Source organism: Streptomyces sp. NPDC053474 (assembly GCF_044544845.1).
Lineage (GTDB): Bacteria > Actinomycetota > Actinomycetes > Streptomycetales > Streptomycetaceae > Streptomyces.
Genome location: NZ_JBITXV010000007.1, coordinates 49,706 through 68,075 on the forward strand (window position 1 = coordinate 49,706; position 18,370 = coordinate 68,075).

Below are 18,370 nucleotides of genomic sequence, written 5' to 3' on the forward strand. Positions count from 1 at the left end.
CACTGGATTGCGAGTTTCGGGGCGGTAAATGGCGGGAAACTAGCGAGGTTTGCCTACGACGCTTCCCCGCGTGGAGACCCCTTGGGCACGTCGACACGCGGTTGCGGCCCGTCCGGCGCGTGACCTGCGCGCCCGTGACTCGCTTCCACTTCGAACCTTACGTCAACTTCAGTCTTCGAGCAGGCCCGGAAGGCTCACCTGGATCCGGCAGCCGCGAGCCGATTCGGCCACCCCGATGTGACCGCCGTGAAGATCGACGGCCCAGCGGGCGATGGCGAGGCCGAGGCCGGTGCCGCCGTCGCCGCCGGGCGGTGCGCCGGCGTGCGCGCCCCGGTTGAAGCGCTCGAAGACCCGGTGCCACTCCGACTCGGGGATCCCGGGGCCCTCGTCGAGGACCTCCAGGTCCAGCGATTCCGGATAGGGGCCGCGCCGGGCGCGCACCGTGACGCGGCCGTGCGGCGGGCTGTGCTTCACGGCGTTGTCGATCAGATTGGCGACCACCTGGTGCAGACGCTCGGCGTCGGCGTGAGCCGTCAGCTCCGGAGGCGACACGTCCAGGTGCAGATGGACGTCCGTACGGGTGTGACTGCCGGAGCCGGACGGCATCCCTTTGCGCGCGGAGGCGACCATATTGGCCTCCTTCAGGACCCCCGACAGATAGGGCCACACTTCGAAGCGGCGCGCTTTGAGGGGGACGACCCCGTTGTCCAGGCGGGAGAGGTCAAGGAGGGTGTCCACGAGGCGCCCCAGGCGCTCCGTCTGCTTCAGGGCCGTGCGCATCGTCTCCGGGTCGGCGGCCGAGACCCCGTCGACGACGTTCTCCAGGACGGCCCGCAGGGCCGCGATGGGGGTGCGCAGCTCGTGCGAGACGTTGGCGACGAGCTCCTTGCGCTGCTGGTCCTGGGCCTCCAGGTCGTCGGCCATGCGGTTGATCGTCGTGGCCACGTCGCCGAGCTCGTCGCGCCGGTCGGCGCCGCGTACGCGGCGCGTGTAGTCGCCGTGCGAGACCGCGCGGGCCACCGAGTTCATCTCGTCCAGCGGCGCGGTGAGGCCGTGGGCCACGAACTGCGTGATCAGCAGGGTGGCGATCACCGAGAAGACCGTGATGAAGCGCAGCTCGGTCTCGGTCTTCATGGCCACCATCAGCAGCCCGGTGGTGATGAACACCGAGACGACGACCAGCGTCCCGAGCTTTGTCTTGATGGAGAACGGCCTGAGCCCGCCGAAGGGACCGCTCATCCCCCCACCTCCACCCCGGTCGCAGCGCCACCTCAGACCCATGCCCGGGGTGCCGCCCGCCGTACCCCGCACGGCGCCGTGCGCCGTCGTACCGCTCCCGGCGCTCCGGGGCGTCGTGCCGCTCAGGGCGCCTGGGGGCGGGCCGTCGGCGGCGCCGGGGTCCGCGGTCATGGCGTCGGGGTCTCCAGGGCGTACCCGACGCCGTGCACCGTACGGATGCGCTCCGCGCCGATCTTGCGCCGCAGCGCCTTGATGTGGCTGTCGACCGTGCGCGTGCCGGAGGCGTCCGCCCAGTCCCACACCTCGGCGAGCAGCTGCTCGCGCGAGAGCACCGCGCGCGGGGTGTTGGCCAGACATACCAGGAGGTCGAACTCCGTGGGTGTCAGATGCACGTCCTCGCTGCGCACCCGCACCCGCCGCTGCGCGTGGTCGATCTCCAGCTCGCCGAGCCGGAGGATGCCGCTGCGCGGCGTCGTCGCGGCCAGCGCGGCCCGCTCCACGCGGCGCAGCAGCACGTGGACACGTGCGGCCAGTTCGCGCATGGAGAAGGGTTTGGTCATGTAGTCGTCCGCCCCGACGCCGAGCCCGACGAGCATGTCCGTCTCGTCGTCCCGCGCCGTCAGCATCAGCACCGGTACGGGGCGCTGGGCCTGCACGCGGCGGCAGACCTCCAGGCCGTCGAAGCCCGGCAGCATGATGTCGAGGATCAGTAGATCGGGCTGCCAGGCCTGGGCGGTGTCCACCGCCGCCGGGCCGTCCGCCGCCGTTTGCACGACGAAACCCTCGGCGCGCAGACGGGCGGCGATGGCGTCCACGATCGTCGGGTCGTCCTCGACCACGAGGACCCGGCGCTGTGCTCCTGGCATCGCCGCCGTGGCGCTGTTGTGGGAGGTGTGTGTCTGCTCCATCGCCCCGCCCCTGACGTGATCGCTTGGTGTCCGGTCAGCAGAGTACGGGGCGCGGAGGCACCTCGGCTACGCAGCCCTTGTCGCGAGATGGACCACGTCCGGTACGCCCCGGGCAACGGCGATCTCTTCCGTACGTACGTGATGGAATCCGGCATTCCGCAAAGCGGAGTCGAAAGCGGGTGACGGCTGCGCGGACCACACGGCCAGGACGCCGCCGGGGTTGAGGAGGGCGTGGCAGGCGGCGAGGCCGGTGGGGGAGTAGAGGCTCTCGTTGTCCTGGGTGACGGTCCAGTCGGGTCCGTTGTCGATGTCCAGGCAGAGGGCGTCGTACGTGGCGGGGACCGTGCCGCCGGTGTTCCGGGGTGCGGCGGAACGCGGGCATTCCGGTTCGTTGACGCTTGCGAATGCGCCCCTGACATATGCGATCAGGTCGGTGTGCAGGATCTCCGTGCGCGGGTCGGCGAGCGCCTGCTCCGAGAGCTCCCCGAGGGGTCCGTCCCGATGCCAGTCGATGACGGCCTGCTCCCGCTCCACCACGGTGATGCGGCCCCAGCGGGGGTCCGCGGCCGCGTGGGCGAGCGAGAAGCCGACGCCCAGGCCGCCGATGAGGACGCTGGGCCGCGGGCGCCCGTCCAGCGCGTCGTACGCGGCGTCGACCAGGAGGCGCTCGGAGCGGCCGTCCGAGGTGTCCATGAGGAACGTGCCGTTGGCGATGATCTGGAGCAGGTCGCCGTGGCGCCGCAGCACGACTTCGCCGTAGGGGCCGTCGCGCCTGTCGAGGACCACGGGGGGATCGGGGTGGTACGGAGTGCGCATCCCCCCATCCTGCTGTCCCCGTCCCGCCGACTCCAGGGAATTCGAGCTCCCAGGAGGGTCTCGACGGGCTCATGTGGGACGCCGCGGAATGGCGTCGGGTTGCTGTGGGTTCCTATGAATCGCGTCGCACGTGGCGTCGGTCATAGACAGCGCGGGGACGATCAGTGAAGCGTGAACGTGATCGATTCGTGATGTAGTGAACGTGATCGATTTGTGATGCAGTCGCGTAGGAAGTTCCTAGTGAAGTTCCGTGACGGAGGGAGCGCCTCAGCGTGAACCGGACCATTTCTGGCATGGGCGCCTCTGTGGGTACTGGCGAGGGTGCTTCTACGGGGTCTACGGGGCCTACGGAGTCCACGAGGTCTGGCGGGGGAGCCGGTGCGGCTTCTGGTCGGGGCTCCAGGGCTTCCGGCCCGGGCGGGCCCGAGGCGGCCGACAGCGGAGACGTGCTGGGCGGGGCGTCCGACGGGGACCTGCTGGACGGGATACCCCGCGAGGGCGTGCTGGACGCGATGCCGCGGCAGCGGCGGGTGGTCGCGGCCGGGGCGCTCGCGGGGGCGGTGGGCGGTCTTGAGGGGGTGGCTTCCGGGGGCGGGGCCGGGGCTGGGGCCGCGGTCGGTCCTGGTGCCGATTCCGCTTCCGGTTCCGGATGGGGTTCCGGTTCGCTCGGGGCGGGTTCTGCTGCGGTCGGTCTGGCCGAGGCCGGTCTGGCTGTGGCCGGGGGCGGGCCGGGCTCCGGCCCTGTCGCTTCGGTGACCGCGCCTGCCGCGCCTGTCTCCCTCGGCGCCGCCGCGCTGGCCGGGATCCGTGGACTGCGGCCCTGGCGGCTGCTGCCGACTCCCACGGGCACGCCCTTCACGTTCTGCTACGCGGTGGTCCTCCTGGTCACCTCGGTGGTCGCCGAGCACGCCGACCCGTCGGTGATCTCCTCGATGCACCAGGGGTCGAGCACGGATGTCGCCCATTTGGCGGACCGGCCCGTGTTCGTCCTCGTCGCCAGCGCGCTGTGGATCGCGGGCGGCATCGCGTCGCCGTACGCCATCGGGTTCCTGTTCGTCCTCACCGCGCTCGAACGGCGCGTGGGCGCGTTGCGCGCCGCCGCCGTCTTCGTGCTCGGGCACGTCGTCGCGACGCTGGCCACGGAGATCCCGGTGGGGCTCTCCGTCCTCGTCGGCCACCTCCCCGGCACGTCGCTGCACCGGCTCGACTACGGCATCAGCTTCGGCGTCGCCGCGAGCGTCGGCGCCCTCGCGGGCGTCCTCGCGCCGTGGCTGCGCTGGGCGGTCCTGGCGGGCTTCGGCTGGATGCTCGTCGAGGACCTCATCGCGTTCACTGACCCGATGACGAACTGGGGTCATCTGCTCGCCCTCACGGTGGGCGTGGCGACGTGGCCGCTGCTGCGGGGCGATGTGGGGCGGGCTGCGGCTTAGGGGTTTGCCGGGGCTTGGGGCCCTGGGGCGTGGCCGGATGTCTGGAGTCTTGTGCCCGGTGCCCGGTGCCCGGTGCCTGGGCGGGGCTGGCGGTGGGGGTTCGGGCCCGGCGGAAGCGTAGGCGCTGACGCTGGGCTGGGCTCGTGTGCTGGTCTTGGTTCCGGCGGCGCGCTCGTCTGTGGTGGCGCGCTTGGCTCTGGCGGCGCGTCCGTCTCTGGTGGCGCGCTTGGCTCTGGCGGCGGCCTTGGGCTGGGTGCGGCTGGGCTTGAGCCGGGGCTGCGCTGCTGGCTGGCCGGTGGCTTCGGCGGTGGGGGCCTCGGCTGCCGTGGGCCTGGCCGTGGTTCCTGGAATCTGTGAGGGCGTCAGAATTCAATGCTCGCGAGACTCTTGCGGCGCAAGGCAATGCGCGACTATCTTGTACCGCATGACAAAGGAGCTGTCCGCGTCGCACGACCAGCGCCGTAGCCAGCTGCTGCGCGGGGTGCTCGATCTGTGCCTGCTCGCGCTCATCGCGGAGCGGCCTCGGTATGGCTATGAGTTCGTGGAAGCCCTGACCGAGAGCGGCCTCGACCTGGTGAGCGAGGGGAGCATCTATCCCCTGCTCGCGCGCATGGAGCGGGCTGGCCTGGTCGACTCCTATCGCGCCCCGTCCGCGGCGGGCGGGGCGCCGCGCAAGTACTACCGCCTCACGGAGGCGGGCGCGGCCGAGCTGACCAGCGGCCGCACCACCTGGACCGCCTTCACGGGCGCGGTCTCCAGCACCTTGGGGACGTGACCAGGACGCACGACACAGCACGCAACGGGGGGACGAAGGCCATGACGTACGAAACGAAGAACGAAGCGGTGGCTGGCGCAGCGGCGGCCAACGCCACGGTGACCGATGCAACCACGATCGACGACGCGGCCACCGGCGGCACGCCCACCGGCGAGGCGACGATCCGCGAGGCGACGGCCCGCCAAGCGAAGGGCGGAGGGGCACCTCCACCGGGCGGTCGCGCATCGGATGGCGACCCGCTGGACGAGACCGTGCGCGACACCGGCCTCACCCGCGAGCGCGTCCTAGCGATCTGCCGGAGCAACTGGGAGTACCGCGGAATCGACGACGCCTCCCTGCGCGACATGCTCGGCGAGCTCTCCCACCACCTGGAGGAGGCCGCCGCCGCGGGCCGTACCCCACAGGACGTGGTGGGGCCCGACGTGAAGGCGTTCGCCGCCTCTTGGGCTCGCGCGCACACGCCCCTGCCGCTGCGCGTCCTGCGCATGGGCGCCCTGATCCCCTTCGTCGTCGGCTCCCTGCTGCTGCTCACCCACCTCATCGACCGGACCCTGACCCTGTCGATAGAAGCGCCCCGGATCGCCTTCTATGGAGCGCTGGCAGCAGGCACCGTCACCTGGGAAATGCGGCGAGGGAACCTCGGCTTCAGAGGCTGGACCCTCATCGGCCTGGCCGCGTTGCCCGTAGCGGCGCTCACCGGCTGGCTCATAGGTGACGACCCGCTCTTCCATCTGCCGCTATGGGGCACGCTGCTGTTCCTCCTGCCCGGCCTGCCGTACGCCGTCAAGGACATGCGCGCGAGAAAGGGCGAGCCTTCGGAGGGCTGAGGGGACCGACGCCGCCGAGGGGACGGACTGGCGGGCGGCGGACCGGCGGGCGGCCGGGGCGGGGCACCGGCCGACAGGTCGGGCCGCCAGCTGCTGTCGGGATGGCCAACGCCCGTGACGGCCAGCGCCTGCGACGGCCGACGGCAGCCGACGAGTCGGGCGACAGCCGCCCCATCGGCAGGCAGCGACCCGCGAGGCAGGCAAGGCGATCACCGAGGTGAGGTGCCGGGCGGCTGAGTCGAGGCCCTATGCGGTGGGCTGGTGAGGTGCCGGGCGGCTGAGCCGAGCCCGCCACGCCAGGCGACCCCGACAGCCAACGCCCGCCCGGCCCGTCACCAGCCCACCACACCCATCACCAGCCCACCGCGCCCAGCCAACGCCTCACCGCTCCCAGCCAGCGGCCTACCGCACCCAGTCACCGCCCCACCGCCACTCAAGACTCGTCCGACCCCTTGCGGCGGGCGCTCGTCAGCGAAGCCACCACCCGCCAGCCGAGCGTCTCGTACAGGGCGCGTCCCTCCACGGTCCCGGCCAGGACGCCGACCTCGCAGCCCTGCTCGGCCGCGGCGGCCTGAAGCGTGCGCATGACCAGGCTGCCCAGGCCGCGGCGGCGGTGCTCCGGCGAGGTCTCGATCTGGTCCGCGACCGCCGTGCGGCCCGTCGGCGCCATCTGGCCGCGCGCCGCCCAAGAGCCATCAGCCGCGGTCACCATCGTCCGAACGACACCGCCCCGCGTCCACGTGCGCAGCCGGTAACCCTCCGGTGCCACCAGACGATCCGGGGCCACCGGGGACAGGGCCACCGTCATCAGATAGCCCTCCTCCGGATCGACCCACCACTCCGGGCCGAGCCACTGCGCCACCCGCGACGGCTCGGCGAAGACCTTCAGCCAGATGTCCGCACCGGACACCGACGCCGCGACCTTGCGCACGTCGGCCTCCTGTACACCGCCCTGCGGCGCACCGAAGACGTGCCGGGACGGATGCTTGGCCAGGCCGACGTCGATCGTGTAGCCCCACGGCTCCACCGCCGGGGGAGCGGCGCCACGGGAGGCGACCCAGCCGTCGACCCAAGCGCGCACCGCCTCGTCCGCTCCCATGACCTCCAAGGCCCCCATGGCCCCCGCGGCCGCCGTAGCCCCCGTCGCTTCCATCCGTACGTCTCCCAACGTCGACCGGCCATGTAATGGACAGTCAAGAGGTGCAGTCATAACGAGTAATGGTTGAACTAGCTAGGTGAAAGTTACTGAGTCGCGTCTCTGTGGTGGCAGAGGTGATCGCTCACAGCGAACAAACCCCTGGGAACAATCAGGGGCTCACAAGCATTGAGTCGGTATAGCTCAACTTGAATGCCGAAGGGGAGATCATGGCTGCTGAGTCCACGGCTAACACCTCGCTCGCTCTGCCCGTGCTGCCGCTCGACGACGAGGTCGTGCTGCCCGGCATGGTGGTGCCGTTCGACCTGTCCGACGCCGACGTACGAGCCGCGGTGGAGGCCGCACAGGCCGCCGCGAGGTCCAGTGGGAGTAGCAGCAAGCCGAAGGTGCTGCTTGTTCCGCGCATCGACGGGACGTACGCGGGCACCGGTGTGCTCGGCACCGTCGAGCAGGTGGGCCGGCTGTCGGACGGTGACCCCGGTGCGCTGATCCGCGGGCGGGCCCGGGTGCGCATCGGCGCGGGCACCACCGGCCCCGGCGCCGCGCTGTGGGTGGAGGGTACGCAGGTCGAGGAGACCGTGCCGGACCCGCTGCCCGGGGTGACGGCCGAGCTGGTCAAGGAGTACAAGGCCCTGGCCACGAGCTGGTTGAAGAAGCGCGGGGCCTGGCAGGTCGTCGACCGCGTGCAGCAGATCGAGGACGTCGCGGCGCTCGCGGACAACTCCGGTTACTCGCCGTTCCTCACCACCGAGCAGAAGGTCAAGCTCCTGGAGACCGAGGACCCGACGGTCCGTCTGAAGCTCGCCACCGAGCAGCTGCGCGAGCACCTGGCCGAGCAGGACGTCGCCGAGTCGATCGCCAAGGACGTCCAGGAGGGCGTGGACAAGCAGCAGCGCGAGTTCCTGCTGAGGCGTCAGCTGGAGGCGGTGCGCAAGGAGCTGCGCGAGCTGAACGGCCAGGAGGGCGAGGAGGAGTCCGACGACTACCGCGCCCGGGTCGAGGCCGCCGACCTGCCCGAGCACGTGCGGGAAGCGGCCCTGAAAGAGGTCGAGAAGCTGGAGCGCACGAGCGACCAGTCTCCCGAGGGCTCCTGGATCCGCACCTGGCTGGACACGGTCCTGGAGCTGCCGTGGACCGAGCGGACCGAGGACGCGTACGACATCAAGGGCGCGCAGCAGGTCCTGGACGCCGAGCACGCGGGTCTGGAGGACGTGAAGGAGCGGATCACCGAGTACCTGGCGGTGCGCAAGCGGCGCACGGACCGCGGCATGGGCGTGATCGGCGGGCGGCGCGGCGGCGCGGTGCTCGCGCTGGTCGGGCCGCCCGGCGTCGGCAAGACCTCGCTCGGGGAGTCGGTGGCGCACGCCATGGGGCGCAAGTTCGTGCGGGTCGCGCTCGGTGGTGTGCGGGACGAGGCGGAGATCCGCGGCCACCGGCGCACCTATGTGGGCGCCCTGCCGGGGCGGATCGTGCGGGCCATCAAGGAGGCCGGTTCGATGAACCCGGTGGTGCTCCTCGACGAGATCGACAAGGTGGGCTCGGACTTCCGGGGCGACCCGGCGGCCGCGCTCCTCGAAGTGCTCGACCCGGCGCAGAACCACACCTTCCGTGACCACTACCTGGAAGTGGAGCTGGACCTGAGCGACGTGGTCTTCCTGGCCACGGCCAATGTCCTGGAGGCCATCCCCGAGGCCCTGCTCGACCGCATGGAGCTGGTCCGCCTCGACGGCTACACCGAGGACGAGAAGGTCGTCATCGGCCGGGACCACCTGGTGCCCCGCCAGCTCGACCGGGCCGGACTCGCCGAGGGCGAGGTGACGGTCGATGAGAGCGCGCTGCGCAAGCTCGCCGGGGAGTACACGCGCGAGGCGGGGGTGCGCAATCTGGAGCGTTCCATCGCCCGGCTGCTCCGGAAGGTCGCGGCGCAGCACGAGCTGGGCGAGCGGGAGCTGCCGTTCACGGTCGGCGCGGAGGAGCTGCGCGGTCTGATCGGGCGACCGCACCACGTGCCGGAGTCGGCGCAGGACCCGGCCGAGCGGCGCACCGCGGTGCCCGGCGTGGCCACGGGGCTCGCGGTCACCGGGGCGGGCGGCGACGTGCTGTTCGTCGAGGCCTCGCTCGCCGACCCGGAGACGGGCGCGGCCGGTCTGACGCTCACCGGACAGCTGGGTGACGTGATGAAGGAGTCCGCGCAGATCGCGCTGTCCTTCCTGCGCTCCCACGGCGCCGAGCTGGAGCTGCCCGTCGGCGATCTGAAGGACCGGGGCGCGCACATCCACTTCCCGGCGGGCGCGGTGCCCAAGGACGGGCCGAGCGCGGGCATCACGATGACGACGGCGCTCGCGTCGCTGCTCAGCGGCCGTCTGGTGCGCACGGACGTGGCGATGACCGGTGAGGTCTCGCTGACCGGGCGGGTGCTGCCGATCGGCGGCGTCAAGCAGAAGCTGCTCGCGGCCCACCGCGCCGGGATCACCACAGTGATCATCCCGAAGCGGAACGAGCCGGACCTGGACGACGTCCCCGCCGAGGTCCTGGAGAAGCTCGACGTGCACGCGGTGACGGACGTCCGGCAGGTGCTCGACCTGGCGCTGGCGCCGGCCGAGGTGAAGGTTCCCGCCGCGGCGTGACGGGCGCGGCGGGGCGGTGAAGGTCCGGGGCTGTGAGGGCCCCGGACCTTGCCGCACCCGCTCTCAGGGCGAGGCCGGGCGGTCAGCCGTTGGCCAGGGCCTGCACGCGGTCGTAGGCGCCGTTGAACTTGTCGTGGTCGCCGACGATCGGGCCGGAGGACGTGTACTGCCACATGGTGTGGAAGCCCCAGCCGGCGGGGAGTTCGCCGGGGCTGGTGTTGTAGCGCGCGATCCACAGCGGGTGGGCGGAGGCGAAGCCGCCGTAGTTGCCCGTGCACTGCTTCCACCAGGTGGTGGCCGTGTAGATCACGGCGTCGCGGCCGGTGCGGGCGCGGTAGGTGTCCAGGAAGTCCTGGATCCAACTGACCATGCCGCTCTGGGACTTGCCGAAGCAGGCGGCGCCGTAGGGGTTCCATTCGATGTCGAGGGCGCCGGGCAGCGTCCTGCCGTCGGGGGACCAGCCGCCGCCGTTGTCGACGAAGTAGTTGGCCTGGGCGGCGCCGCTGGAGGTGTCGGGGGTGGCGAAGTGGTAGGCGCCGCGGATCATGCCGACGTTGTACGAGCCGTTGTACTGCTGCGCGAAGTACGGATTGCGGTAGGAGGTGGACTCCGTGGCCTTCACGTAGGCCCATCGGACGCCGCTGTCCCATAGAGCCTGCCAGTTGACGTTGCCCTGGTGGCTGCTGACGTCGACGCCCTCCGTCTGGGCGGCGTCGCCGCCGCTGGGCCTGCCGCCCTGGCCGTCGTGTTCGATGACGCCCTGGCCCATGCGGGCGCTGCCGCGCGGTGGGATGTCGTCACCGTCGGCGGACTGCGCGGCGCCGGGCAGGGCGACGAGGAGCGCGAGGGCGGACAGGACGGCGAGGAGAGCGCCCGCGACGGGATGTCCGCGGCGGGCCGTACGGGATCTGTGCACGGGCATGGCGTGCCTCCGAAAGGCCTCGTGGAGCCCGTTCGGCGCGGGCGTGGCCGAAGGTGTGGCGCTTCGCCGGTGCGGCGGGCGGGCTCGGTGGGGGGACCTGTCGACATGTCGCTGAACACTCCGTGCCACGGGTACCCGGGGCACGTGGCTTCTGGTGTGGACATGCCACCAATGAAGCTACGCACGTAGACAACGGGAGGGAAGGGGCTCTCGTGGCCGCCGTTGGTCTACGCCTGCGAAATACTGGGCGAGCTGCGGCGATGGCTGCGGCTGGCGAAAACTTTCAGGATCGGGAAAGTGCGGCAGGGGTGCTGACATGCGTGAGGACACGCACCACGGCGGGGGTTCGGGCGGGGACGGGACGGCGGTGGGCGGTGGTGTGGACCACGAGTTCCTCGCCCTGGAGCGGGAGCTGACGCTGCTGCTCCGCCGCGCCCGGGCCTCGTCCGGCGAGATGGCCCGCCAGGTCCACCCGGATCTCGAACCGGCCGCGTACGGGCTGCTCGCCTTCCTGGACGAGTCCGGGCCGCGGCGCGCCACGGACCTGGCCGCCTTCATCGGCGTCGGCAAGGCCACCATGAGCCGTCAGCTGCGGGCCCTGGAGCAGCTCGGCCTGGTCACGCGGGAGCCGGACCCCGCGGACGGCAGGGCCTGGCTCGTGCGGCTCACCCAGGAGGGCCGGGACCGGTTCCGTACGGTGCGCCGGGGGCGGCGGGAGCGGTATGTGCGGCAGCTCGCCGGGTGGGACCGGGCCGAGGTGGCCGAGCTGGCCCGACTGCTCCGGCAGCTCAACGCGCGGGCCGAGTTCTAGGCGGCGCCGCTCCGGCCCGGCTCCGGCCCGGCTCCGGCCCCGCTTTGGCCCGGCTTCGGACCGGCGTCCCCTTCCGCTGCACGTAACCCGCTGGTGCAATTCCGCTTCGTACGTGGGCACATGACCCTCCGCGGCCGTGCCCGTACGGGCGGGCGTGCCGGGGCCGCGGCTACAGCTCCGCGTACACCACGGCCGCGTCGTCGTGTCGCTTTCCGCGCGGGAACGCCGTGCCGTCCGGGTCCGCCTCCTCCAACTCGCGTACGCGCTCGACGAGTCCCCGCGGGCCGTCCTTGCGCAGCAGCGCGAAGCAGTCGGCCCAGCCGCCCTCGCGGAACGTCTCGACCCAGCGCCCGGCCCCGTCCGTGAGCGCGGCGAGGGCGGTGACGGCGGAGCGGGGCCGTTCGCCGGTGACCGCGAGGGCGGCGACGGCGGGGTCGGCGGCGGCGGTGTGGAAGCCGCCCTCCGCGTTCCGCAGCGCCTCGACGGCGGCCGCGTACTCACCGCCGAGCGCCCGCCGTTCGGCGGAGCCGCGCGGCAGCGCCCGTACGGCGTCGCGCAGGGTGCGCACGGCGGCCGGGAGCTCGTCCAGGCGCCGGTCGAGGACCGCGTCCACCGCGCCGTCGGGTCCCGCGAGGAGCAGCGCCGAGTCGGACAGGACGAGGTACGAGACGCGCTCGGCGTCCCAGCGGGCGAGGACCACCGTCGCCTGCGGGGTGCGCGGGTGAGAAAGGTCACAGGTGTCACGGTGGGTGTCCGCGGTGCGCGAGATGGCCGCCGCGAGGATCTCAGGGAGCGTCAGATCCGGTCGGGAAACGGACAGTTCGCCCAGTGCGCCGCCGAGGCGCGCGGTGAACCAGGGGACGGAATGCAGACAGCCGACGTCCTCGGCCGGGGGCGTCACGCCGTCGAGCAGGACCAGTGATCCGCCCTGTCCGGACGCGGGCAGCGCGACCGAGGCGTAGTCCTCGTTGGGGCGGTCGGGGGCGCCGGGTTCGGTGGCCAGTTCGATGCGCATCGGGTCAGTCTGCCCGAGGTGCGCCGGGGCCCGGCCGGAGGGCGCGCGCCGACGTTGGGGCGGCCCGGCGGCGGGGGTCAGGGCAGGGGAAATCGGCCGGAATCGACGGCTCCGAAGGGTGTGGCGGCGCATCCTGCCAAAGCCGTCCTCGGACGTCCAACCGGCGCACCGCGCGCGGCCCGCACGACACGCAGCGTGACTTGCTCGCCAACTCCCAGTCGATGTTCACTCCTTCAGGTGGCCAGGCAGACGATGCGAGACTGCCGCGCACCGGCACTGGAATCGTCTGGCAAGGTCAGGGTCCGTGCCGGGAGCGCTCGCGTTGACGGATCGTCACCCGGGCCCTAGGGCAGACGAAAACAGGAATGCGAGCTCCGGTGCAAGAGATGCGGCCTCGGCGCGAAGGCAGCCAGAAGGCCCCGGGAAGGGCCAGACCGGGCGCCGCGACCCCTCCCTCCGGCCAGGGCGCCGCGGGGCGCGAGGGCCACGCGGAGACCCCCGCCGACGCGTTCGCGGAGGCCGCGGCCCGTACGGAGCCCCTGGCCCGTGCCGAAGGCCCGGGCGAGGCTTCGCCCAGCGCCCGGCGCGGCACCGGCGCCCCGGCGTCTGCCGAGCGTCCGACCGGCGCTTCGCCCGCGCCCCGGCACGCCACCAGCACCTCGGCGGACGCCGAGCGCCCGTCCGAGGCCGCGCCCCGGAGCCAGCACGCCACCGGCGCCCCGGCGTCTGCCGAGCGTCCGAACGGCGCTTCGCCCGCGCCCCGGCACGCCACCAGCACCCCGGCGAACGCCGAGCGCCCGTCCGAGGCCGCGCCCCGGAGCCAGCACGCCACCGGCGACCGGGCCCGCGCCGACCGCGCGACCGGCACAGCACCCCGGGCCGAGCACGGCACCGGCACCCCGGCGTCCGTCGAGCACCCGAACGGCACCTCGCCCGCGCCCCAGCGCAACACCAGCACCCCGGCGAACGCCGAGCACCCCTCCGACCCCGCGCCCCGGAGCCAGCACGCCACCGGCGCCCAGCCCCGCCCCGAGCACCCGACCGGCGTCCAGGGCCCGACCGGCGTCCAGGGCCCGACCGGCGTCCAGGGCCCGACCGGCGTCCAGGGCCCGACCGGCGTCCAGGGCCCGAGCGGCGTCCAGGGCCCGAGCGGCGTCCAGGGCCCGAGCGGCTCCCAGGGCCCGAGCAGCGCCTCGGCCGCGCCCCAGCACGCCACCGGCGCCTCGCCCACGCTCCACCCCGCCACCAGCACCCCGGCGGACGCCGAGCCGACGTCCGGCCCGGCCCAGCCGGTGCCGCAGCAGGCCGCTGCCGCCCAGCCCACGGACCCGCAGGCCCCGGCGCCGCAGGCCCCAGCCGCGCAGCCAGGCGCTGCCCAAGCCCCAGCCGCGCAGCCAAGCACCGCTCAAGCCATGGCCGCGCAGCCGGGCCCTGCCCCGGCCCCGGCCGCGCAGCCAGGCTCCGCTCAAGCCGCGGCCGCGCCCAAGGCCCGAGTCCGCAACCGCCTCATCGCGGCGGTCGCCGTGGTCGCCGCCGCCGTCGCCGGAGCGGGGGCGCCCGCGATCATTGCCGCCTCCGGGGACCTCAGCGACTCGCAGAGCCTCGTCACGCTGTCCGAGCTCACCCAGCAGGCCATCACGCTCAGCCACTCGCTGGCCGACGAGCGCGACGAGGTCACCGCCTACATCGCCGCCGGGCGCCCGGACGGCAAGGGCCTGTCCGAGAGCCGCAGCGCCCGCGTGGACCGGCGGATCGAGGAGCTGCGCGAGGCCGCCGCCGACGCGAACACCAACAGCTCCGTCACGGCCGGGCTCCGCCGGGACCTCGCGGAGCTCGCCACCGTGCGGCGCTCCGCGCTCACCGGCAGGAGCAGCGCCCTCGACGCCCACAAGGCGTACGCGAAGGCCATCGACGAACTCCACGCCCTCACCCGCGAACTGGCCGAGAAGCTGCCGCCGCGCGCGGGCTCCGGCGCCTACGCGCTCGCCGACCTCGACCACGCCGTCGACCAGGCGGGCGCCACCCGCGGCCTGCTGCTCGCCGCCCTGTCCGTGCCCCGCCCGGCCGCCACAGGAGCCACCGTCGACCCGGTCACCGGCCTGCCCACCTCCGCGACCGACCCGTCGGACGCCGAGGCCGGGCAGCGCGACGACCTCAGCACCGCTGCCCAGCAGGCGCACGTCCGCGAACTCGCCGCGCTCGCCGACTTCCAGGGCGCCGCGCCCGCCAAGGCCCGCGCCACCTACGAGTCGACGGTCACCGGCTCCGAGGTGACCACGGCCGAGCAGTACCTGGACCGGCTCACCGACGAGCGCAAGCTGTCCGCCGCCGACCAGCGCCTGGACCGGGACAAGGTCAACGCCGCCCTCTCCGCCCGCATCGAGGCCATGCGCGGCGCCGAGAACGCGCTCGCCGCCGACCGTACGAAGAGCCTCGCCGAGCTGCGTGACGACGACGTCACCGCCCTGGAGATCAGGGTGGCGCTCGTGGGCGCGCTGCTGCTCCTCGCCGTCGGCGTGGCCATGGCGACGGCCCGCTCGCTCACCCGCCCGCTCGCCGTGCTCCGCCTCGGCGCGGCCCGGGTGGCGGCGGCGCCCGCGACGGCGGAGCCGGTGCGGTTCACCGGCCGCGACGACGAGTTCGCCGCCGTCGTCCGGTCCGTCAACGCGCTGCACGGCCACGCCGTCGCCGTCCAGGAGCGCCTCGGCACGCTCGAAGCCGACCGCAAGCACCTCATCGGGCAGCGCCAGACGATGGCCGACGCCCGCCAGGCGATGGCCGACGAGCGCGACGCGCTGCGCGCCGAACTCGCCGAGGCCGCCACGCACCTGGACCGGGTGCGGCGCGGCATCCAGGGCACGTTCGTGAACCTCGCGCTGCGCACGCTCGGCCTCGTCGAGCGCCAGCTCGCCGTCATCGAGAACCTGGAGGAGCGCGAGCAGGACCCCGACCGGCTCGCCACCCTGTTCAAGCTCGACCACCTCGCCACCGTCACGCGCCGCCACAGCGAGAACCTCCTCGTCCTCGCGGGCGCCGACCACGGCCACCAGCACGCGGGCCCGGTGCCGCTCGTCGACGTCGTACGCGCCGCCGTCAGCGAGATCGAGCGGTACGAGCGCGTCCGCATCGCCACGCTGCCCGCGCACGCCCACATCGCCGGGTTCGCCGCGGACGACATCAGCCACCTGGTGGCGGAGCTCCTGGAGAACGCGACGTCGTTCTCGCCGCCCGACTCCTCCGTCGAGGTGTCCGGCTGGCTCCTGGAGAACGGCGAGGTGATGCTCTCCGTCCAGGACGACGGCATCGGCGCGAGCGTGGAGCGGCTGCGCGAGCTGAACGCGCGGCTCGCCGAGTACGCCGCGTTCTCCCCCGAGGACGCGTACGAGCACGAGAGCGGTGACGCGCTCGGGCTCGGCCTGTACGTGGTGGCCCGGCTCGCGGCCCGGCACGGGGCGCGGGTGCGCCTGCGCGAGCAGAAGCAGGGCGGCGTGGCCGCCGTCGTGGTGCTGCCCGACGGCATACTCACCGAACCGCCCGCCCCGCCGCTCGCCGCCCCTCCGCCGAACGCCGCGCCGCCGACCGCCGTGCCGTCGGCCCCGACCCCGCCCGCCGCCGGGCCCGTCGCCGTGCCCGCCGCCCGGGACGGGGAACCCCCCGCGTCCCCGCCCGGCTCCGACGCGGAGGACGCGGAGGCCGACTCCCACAAGCTGCCGCAGCGCGCGGGGGAGCGGGACCCCCTGATCGCGGCCGCCGAGACCACCCTGGAACTCCTGGCGCCGACCTTCGGGACCGACCACCCCGACCGGCCCCAGGAGCCGTCGGCAAACCCCGGCCGCGTCGAGCCCGAGGCGGACACCCCGCCCGAGGACGCGCCCCAGGTCTTCACCGCCAAGGGCCTGCCCAAGCGGACCCCGAAGGTCAGCCCGATCGCCGGGGGACTCACGCCCCGGCCGCGCCCCACCGGTGTCGACGCCGAGGAGCTGCGGCGCAGGCTCGGAGGGTTCCAGCGGGGCGCCATAACCGGGCGGCGCGACGTGGCGGCGGAGCTCGCCACAGAGGCGGCCCGCGGCCGGGGCACCGCCGGGCCCCACGGCGCGGCGGCGGACACGAGCACAGCAGAGACCGCAGATGTTCCGGGGGACCCAGTCGAGGAGGCAAGCAGTTGACTGCGCCCATGCGCACGCCCGGTTCTTCCGCCCAGACCACGAAACCCGAGGAGTCCACGGAGCCCGAGGGGCGCACGGACCCCGAGGAGTGCACGGACCCCGGACGGCCCGACGCGGCCGCGCGGCCCGCGCAGGCCGGGCCCACCGTGCACGGCCTGAGCAGCGAGGCCCGCAATCTGCACTGGCTCCTGACCAACCTCGTCGAGGAGGTCACCGGCATCCTCTCGGTCGCCGTCGTCTCGTCCGACGGCCTCCTGCTGCTGTCCTCCGACCCCGACCGCAACGCCGAGCGCCGCCCCGCCCACCGCCCCACCGGGCCCCGGGGGTCGAGCGCGGACCTCGCCACCATCGTGTCCGGGCTCGGCAGCCTCACCCTCGGCGCGGCGCAGCTCATGGACGGCGGATCGGTCAAGCAGACCGTCGTCGCCATGGCTGAGGGCAGCCTCTTCGTGATGGCGATCAGCGACGGCTCGCTGCTCGGGGTGCACGCGACGCCCGACTGCGACATGACGGTCGTGGCGTACCACATGGCGCTGTTCGTCGGCCGGGCCGGGCACGTCCTGACGCCCGAACTCCGCAGCGAGCTGCGGCAGTCGATGGAGAGCGTCTGATGGGCGCGGGCGCGGCGGCGCCCCGCCTGCCGGTGCGCGGCGCCGACCGGAAGCCCGCGCGGGTCCGGCCGTACTCGCTCACCGGCGGCCGCACCCGGTTCGGGCACGTCCTGCTCGTCGAGACCTTCGTGGCCGCGCAGCCCGCGCTCGAAGCGGCCGAGGAGCGGCGCGAGCTGGGGCGGGGCGAGCCGGGGCGGGGCGACTCGCTGAGCGCCCGGGTGATGCCGGAGCTCCTGGCGATCGTGGAGCTCTGCCGCCGGATGCGTACGGTCGCGGAGATCTCGGCGCTGTTGAAGATACCGCTCGGCGTGGTCCGCGTGCTGCTCAGCGACCTCGCCGACCAGGGAAGGATCCGCGTGTACGGGACGGGCCACGGCCCGGGGCGGCCGGACCGCGCGCTGCTGGAAAGGGTGTTGCATGGGCTCCGCGGCATCTGAGACCCGGGTCCAGGAACTGCTCGACGGCGAAGAGGCCGTACAGGACTGGCAGCTGGACCGCACGCGCGCGCCGATCGCCACGAAGATCGTGGTGGCGGGCGGCTTCGGCGTCGGCAAGACCACGCTCGTCTCGGCCGTCTCAGAGATCACGCCCCTGCGGACGGAGGCGCTGATGACGCAGGCCAGCGCCGACACCGACGATCTGAGCGCGACCCCGGGCAAGACCACGACCACGGTCGCCATGGACTTCGGCCGCATCACGCTGGCCGACGACCTCGTCCTGTACCTGTTCGGCACGCCGGGGCAGCAGCGCTTCTGGTTCATGTGGGACGACCTGGTGCGCGGCGCGATCGGCGCGGTCGTCCTCGCTGACACCCGCAGGCTCACCGACTGCTTCCCCGCGCTCGACTACTTCGAGAGCTGCGGGCTTCCGTACGTCGTGGCGGTCAACCACTTCGAGGGCACCGAGCGCTACGAGGCGGAGGACGTCCGCGAGGCTCTCACCGTGGCCGACCGGATACCCGTGCTGATCATGGACGCGCGGCAGCGGCCCTCCGTGATCGAATCGCTGCTCGCCCTGGTGGGCCACGCGCTGGACGAAACGCCCGAGTGACGGCTCGGGCGTGCCCG

The 18,370-nt window shown here is 73.4% G+C and carries 15 protein-coding genes; 9 read left to right on the plus strand and 6 right to left on the minus strand.

Translation table 11 applies throughout. The annotated features are described in order from the left end of the window. Positions 1 to 168: 168 nt before the first annotated feature. The 3 genes from ACIG3E_RS17930 to ACIG3E_RS17940 all read right to left on the minus strand — a co-directional run bounded on the left by ACIG3E_RS17930 (position 169) and on the right by ACIG3E_RS17940 (position 2,963). Positions 169 to 1,239, minus strand: coding sequence for a HAMP domain-containing sensor histidine kinase (locus ACIG3E_RS17930; protein WP_172383865.1), 1,071 nt, complete (start codon positions 1,237 to 1,239; stop codon positions 169 to 171). A gap of 167 nt (positions 1,240 to 1,406) precedes the next feature. Continuing rightward, positions 1,407 to 2,147, minus strand: a complete 741-nt coding sequence (locus tag ACIG3E_RS17935; RefSeq protein WP_016641312.1) for a response regulator transcription factor — start codon at positions 2,145 to 2,147, stop codon at positions 1,407 to 1,409. Positions 2,148 to 2,213: 66 nt separating this feature from the next. Continuing rightward, the gene (locus ACIG3E_RS17940) at positions 2,214 to 2,963 is read right to left on the minus strand and encodes a spermidine synthase (protein ID WP_399616893.1); all 750 of its coding nucleotides are present in this window, start codon (positions 2,961 to 2,963) and stop codon (positions 2,214 to 2,216) included. A gap of 512 nt (positions 2,964 to 3,475) precedes the next feature. Here ACIG3E_RS17940 and ACIG3E_RS17945 point away from each other — a divergent pair. The 3 genes from ACIG3E_RS17945 to ACIG3E_RS17955 all read left to right on the plus strand — a co-directional run bounded on the left by ACIG3E_RS17945 (position 3,476) and on the right by ACIG3E_RS17955 (position 5,995). Continuing rightward, on the plus strand, positions 3,476 to 4,393 hold the full coding sequence (locus ACIG3E_RS17945; protein ID WP_399617798.1) for a rhomboid-like protein: 918 nt from the start codon (positions 3,476 to 3,478) through the stop codon (positions 4,391 to 4,393). 424 nt (positions 4,394 to 4,817) lie between these two features. Beyond that, positions 4,818 to 5,168: a PadR family transcriptional regulator gene (locus ACIG3E_RS17950; RefSeq protein ID WP_242722899.1), complete on the plus strand. Its 351-nt coding sequence runs from the start codon at positions 4,818 to 4,820 to the stop codon at positions 5,166 to 5,168. A gap of 41 nt (positions 5,169 to 5,209) precedes the next feature. Then, positions 5,210 to 5,995, plus strand: a complete 786-nt coding sequence (locus ACIG3E_RS17955; RefSeq protein ID WP_399616897.1) for a hypothetical protein — start codon at positions 5,210 to 5,212, stop codon at positions 5,993 to 5,995. A 433-nt stretch (positions 5,996 to 6,428) separates the two neighbouring features. On the opposite strand, the gene ACIG3E_RS17960 is transcribed toward ACIG3E_RS17955, so the two are convergent. After that, complete coding sequence (locus ACIG3E_RS17960; RefSeq protein ID WP_399616899.1) at positions 6,429 to 7,094, minus strand: GNAT family N-acetyltransferase; 666 nt, start codon at positions 7,092 to 7,094, stop codon at positions 6,429 to 6,431. Positions 7,095 to 7,360: 266 nt separating this feature from the next. On the opposite strand from ACIG3E_RS17960, the gene lon reads away from it, so the two are divergent. Next, entirely contained in the window at positions 7,361 to 9,778 is a 2,418-nt protein-coding gene (lon, locus tag ACIG3E_RS17965) for an endopeptidase La (RefSeq protein WP_399616901.1), read from the plus strand. A gap of 82 nt (positions 9,779 to 9,860) precedes the next feature. Here the strand turns inward: lon and ACIG3E_RS17970 are convergent, their stop codons facing one another. After that, positions 9,861 to 10,700, minus strand: a complete 840-nt coding sequence (locus ACIG3E_RS17970) for a lysozyme (RefSeq protein ID WP_399616904.1) — start codon at positions 10,698 to 10,700, stop codon at positions 9,861 to 9,863. Positions 10,701 to 11,016: 316 nt separating this feature from the next. Here ACIG3E_RS17970 and ACIG3E_RS17975 point away from each other — a divergent pair, with 316 nt between their 5' ends. Then, positions 11,017 to 11,511, plus strand: a complete 495-nt coding sequence (locus tag ACIG3E_RS17975; RefSeq protein WP_399616908.1) for a MarR family winged helix-turn-helix transcriptional regulator — start codon at positions 11,017 to 11,019, stop codon at positions 11,509 to 11,511. Between the two features lie 169 nt (positions 11,512 to 11,680). Here ACIG3E_RS17975 and ACIG3E_RS17980 read toward each other — a convergent pair whose 3' ends face one another. Next, entirely contained in the window at positions 11,681 to 12,526 is an 846-nt protein-coding gene (locus tag ACIG3E_RS17980) for a hypothetical protein (RefSeq protein ID WP_399616910.1), read from the minus strand. 1,412 nt (positions 12,527 to 13,938) lie between these two features. Between ACIG3E_RS17980 and ACIG3E_RS17985 the strand changes: the two genes are divergently transcribed. The 4 genes from ACIG3E_RS17985 to ACIG3E_RS18000 are packed head-to-tail and all read left to right on the plus strand — an operon-like array spanning position 13,939 to position 18,353. Then, positions 13,939 to 16,692 (plus strand): nitrate- and nitrite sensing domain-containing protein, encoded by a 2,754-nt coding sequence (locus ACIG3E_RS17985; protein WP_399617801.1) that lies wholly within the window; start codon positions 13,939 to 13,941, stop codon positions 16,690 to 16,692. An 8-nt stretch (positions 16,693 to 16,700) separates the two neighbouring features. Beyond that, entirely contained in the window at positions 16,701 to 17,303 is a 603-nt protein-coding gene (locus tag ACIG3E_RS17990) for a roadblock/LC7 domain-containing protein (protein WP_399616912.1), read from the plus strand. Further along, on the plus strand, positions 17,303 to 17,740 hold the full coding sequence (locus tag ACIG3E_RS17995; RefSeq protein WP_399616915.1) for a DUF742 domain-containing protein: 438 nt from the start codon (positions 17,303 to 17,305) through the stop codon (positions 17,738 to 17,740). Before ACIG3E_RS17990 ends, ACIG3E_RS17995 begins: the two co-directional genes overlap by 1 nt. Further along, positions 17,721 to 18,353 (plus strand): GTP-binding protein, encoded by a 633-nt coding sequence (locus tag ACIG3E_RS18000; protein ID WP_399616918.1) that lies wholly within the window; start codon positions 17,721 to 17,723, stop codon positions 18,351 to 18,353. The genes ACIG3E_RS17995 and ACIG3E_RS18000 overlap by 20 nt, the downstream gene beginning before the upstream one ends. The last annotated feature ends 17 nt before the right edge of the window (positions 18,354 to 18,370 follow it).

Coding starts and splice junctions, on each gene's coding strand:
- ACIG3E_RS17940 (WP_399616893.1), bottom strand. CDS start 2,963: ATGCGCACTCCGTACCACCCCGATCCCCCCGTGGTCCTCGACAGGCGC.
- ACIG3E_RS17975 (WP_399616908.1), top strand. CDS start 11,017: ATGCGTGAGGACACGCACCACGGCGGGGGTTCGGGCGGGGACGGGACG.
- ACIG3E_RS17950 (WP_242722899.1), top strand. CDS start 4,818: ATGACAAAGGAGCTGTCCGCGTCGCACGACCAGCGCCGTAGCCAGCTG.
- ACIG3E_RS17945 (WP_399617798.1), top strand. CDS start 3,476: ATGCCGCGGCAGCGGCGGGTGGTCGCGGCCGGGGCGCTCGCGGGGGCG.
- lon (WP_399616901.1), top strand. CDS start 7,361: ATGGCTGCTGAGTCCACGGCTAACACCTCGCTCGCTCTGCCCGTGCTG.
- ACIG3E_RS17985 (WP_399617801.1), top strand. CDS start 13,939: ATGGCCGCGCAGCCGGGCCCTGCCCCGGCCCCGGCCGCGCAGCCAGGC.
- ACIG3E_RS17990 (WP_399616912.1), top strand. CDS start 16,701: ATGCGCACGCCCGGTTCTTCCGCCCAGACCACGAAACCCGAGGAGTCC.
- ACIG3E_RS17930 (WP_172383865.1), bottom strand. CDS start 1,239: ATGAGCGGTCCCTTCGGCGGGCTCAGGCCGTTCTCCATCAAGACAAAG.
- ACIG3E_RS17960 (WP_399616899.1), bottom strand. CDS start 7,094: ATGGGAGCGGACGAGGCGGTGCGCGCTTGGGTCGACGGCTGGGTCGCC.
- ACIG3E_RS17935 (WP_016641312.1), bottom strand. CDS start 2,147: ATGGAGCAGACACACACCTCCCACAACAGCGCCACGGCGGCGATGCCA.
- ACIG3E_RS17980 (WP_399616910.1), bottom strand. CDS start 12,526: ATGCGCATCGAACTGGCCACCGAACCCGGCGCCCCCGACCGCCCCAAC.
- ACIG3E_RS17995 (WP_399616915.1), top strand. CDS start 17,303: ATGGGCGCGGGCGCGGCGGCGCCCCGCCTGCCGGTGCGCGGCGCCGAC.
- ACIG3E_RS17970 (WP_399616904.1), bottom strand. CDS start 10,700: ATGCCCGTGCACAGATCCCGTACGGCCCGCCGCGGACATCCCGTCGCG.
- ACIG3E_RS17955 (WP_399616897.1), top strand. CDS start 5,210: ATGACGTACGAAACGAAGAACGAAGCGGTGGCTGGCGCAGCGGCGGCC.
- ACIG3E_RS18000 (WP_399616918.1), top strand. CDS start 17,721: ATGGGCTCCGCGGCATCTGAGACCCGGGTCCAGGAACTGCTCGACGGC.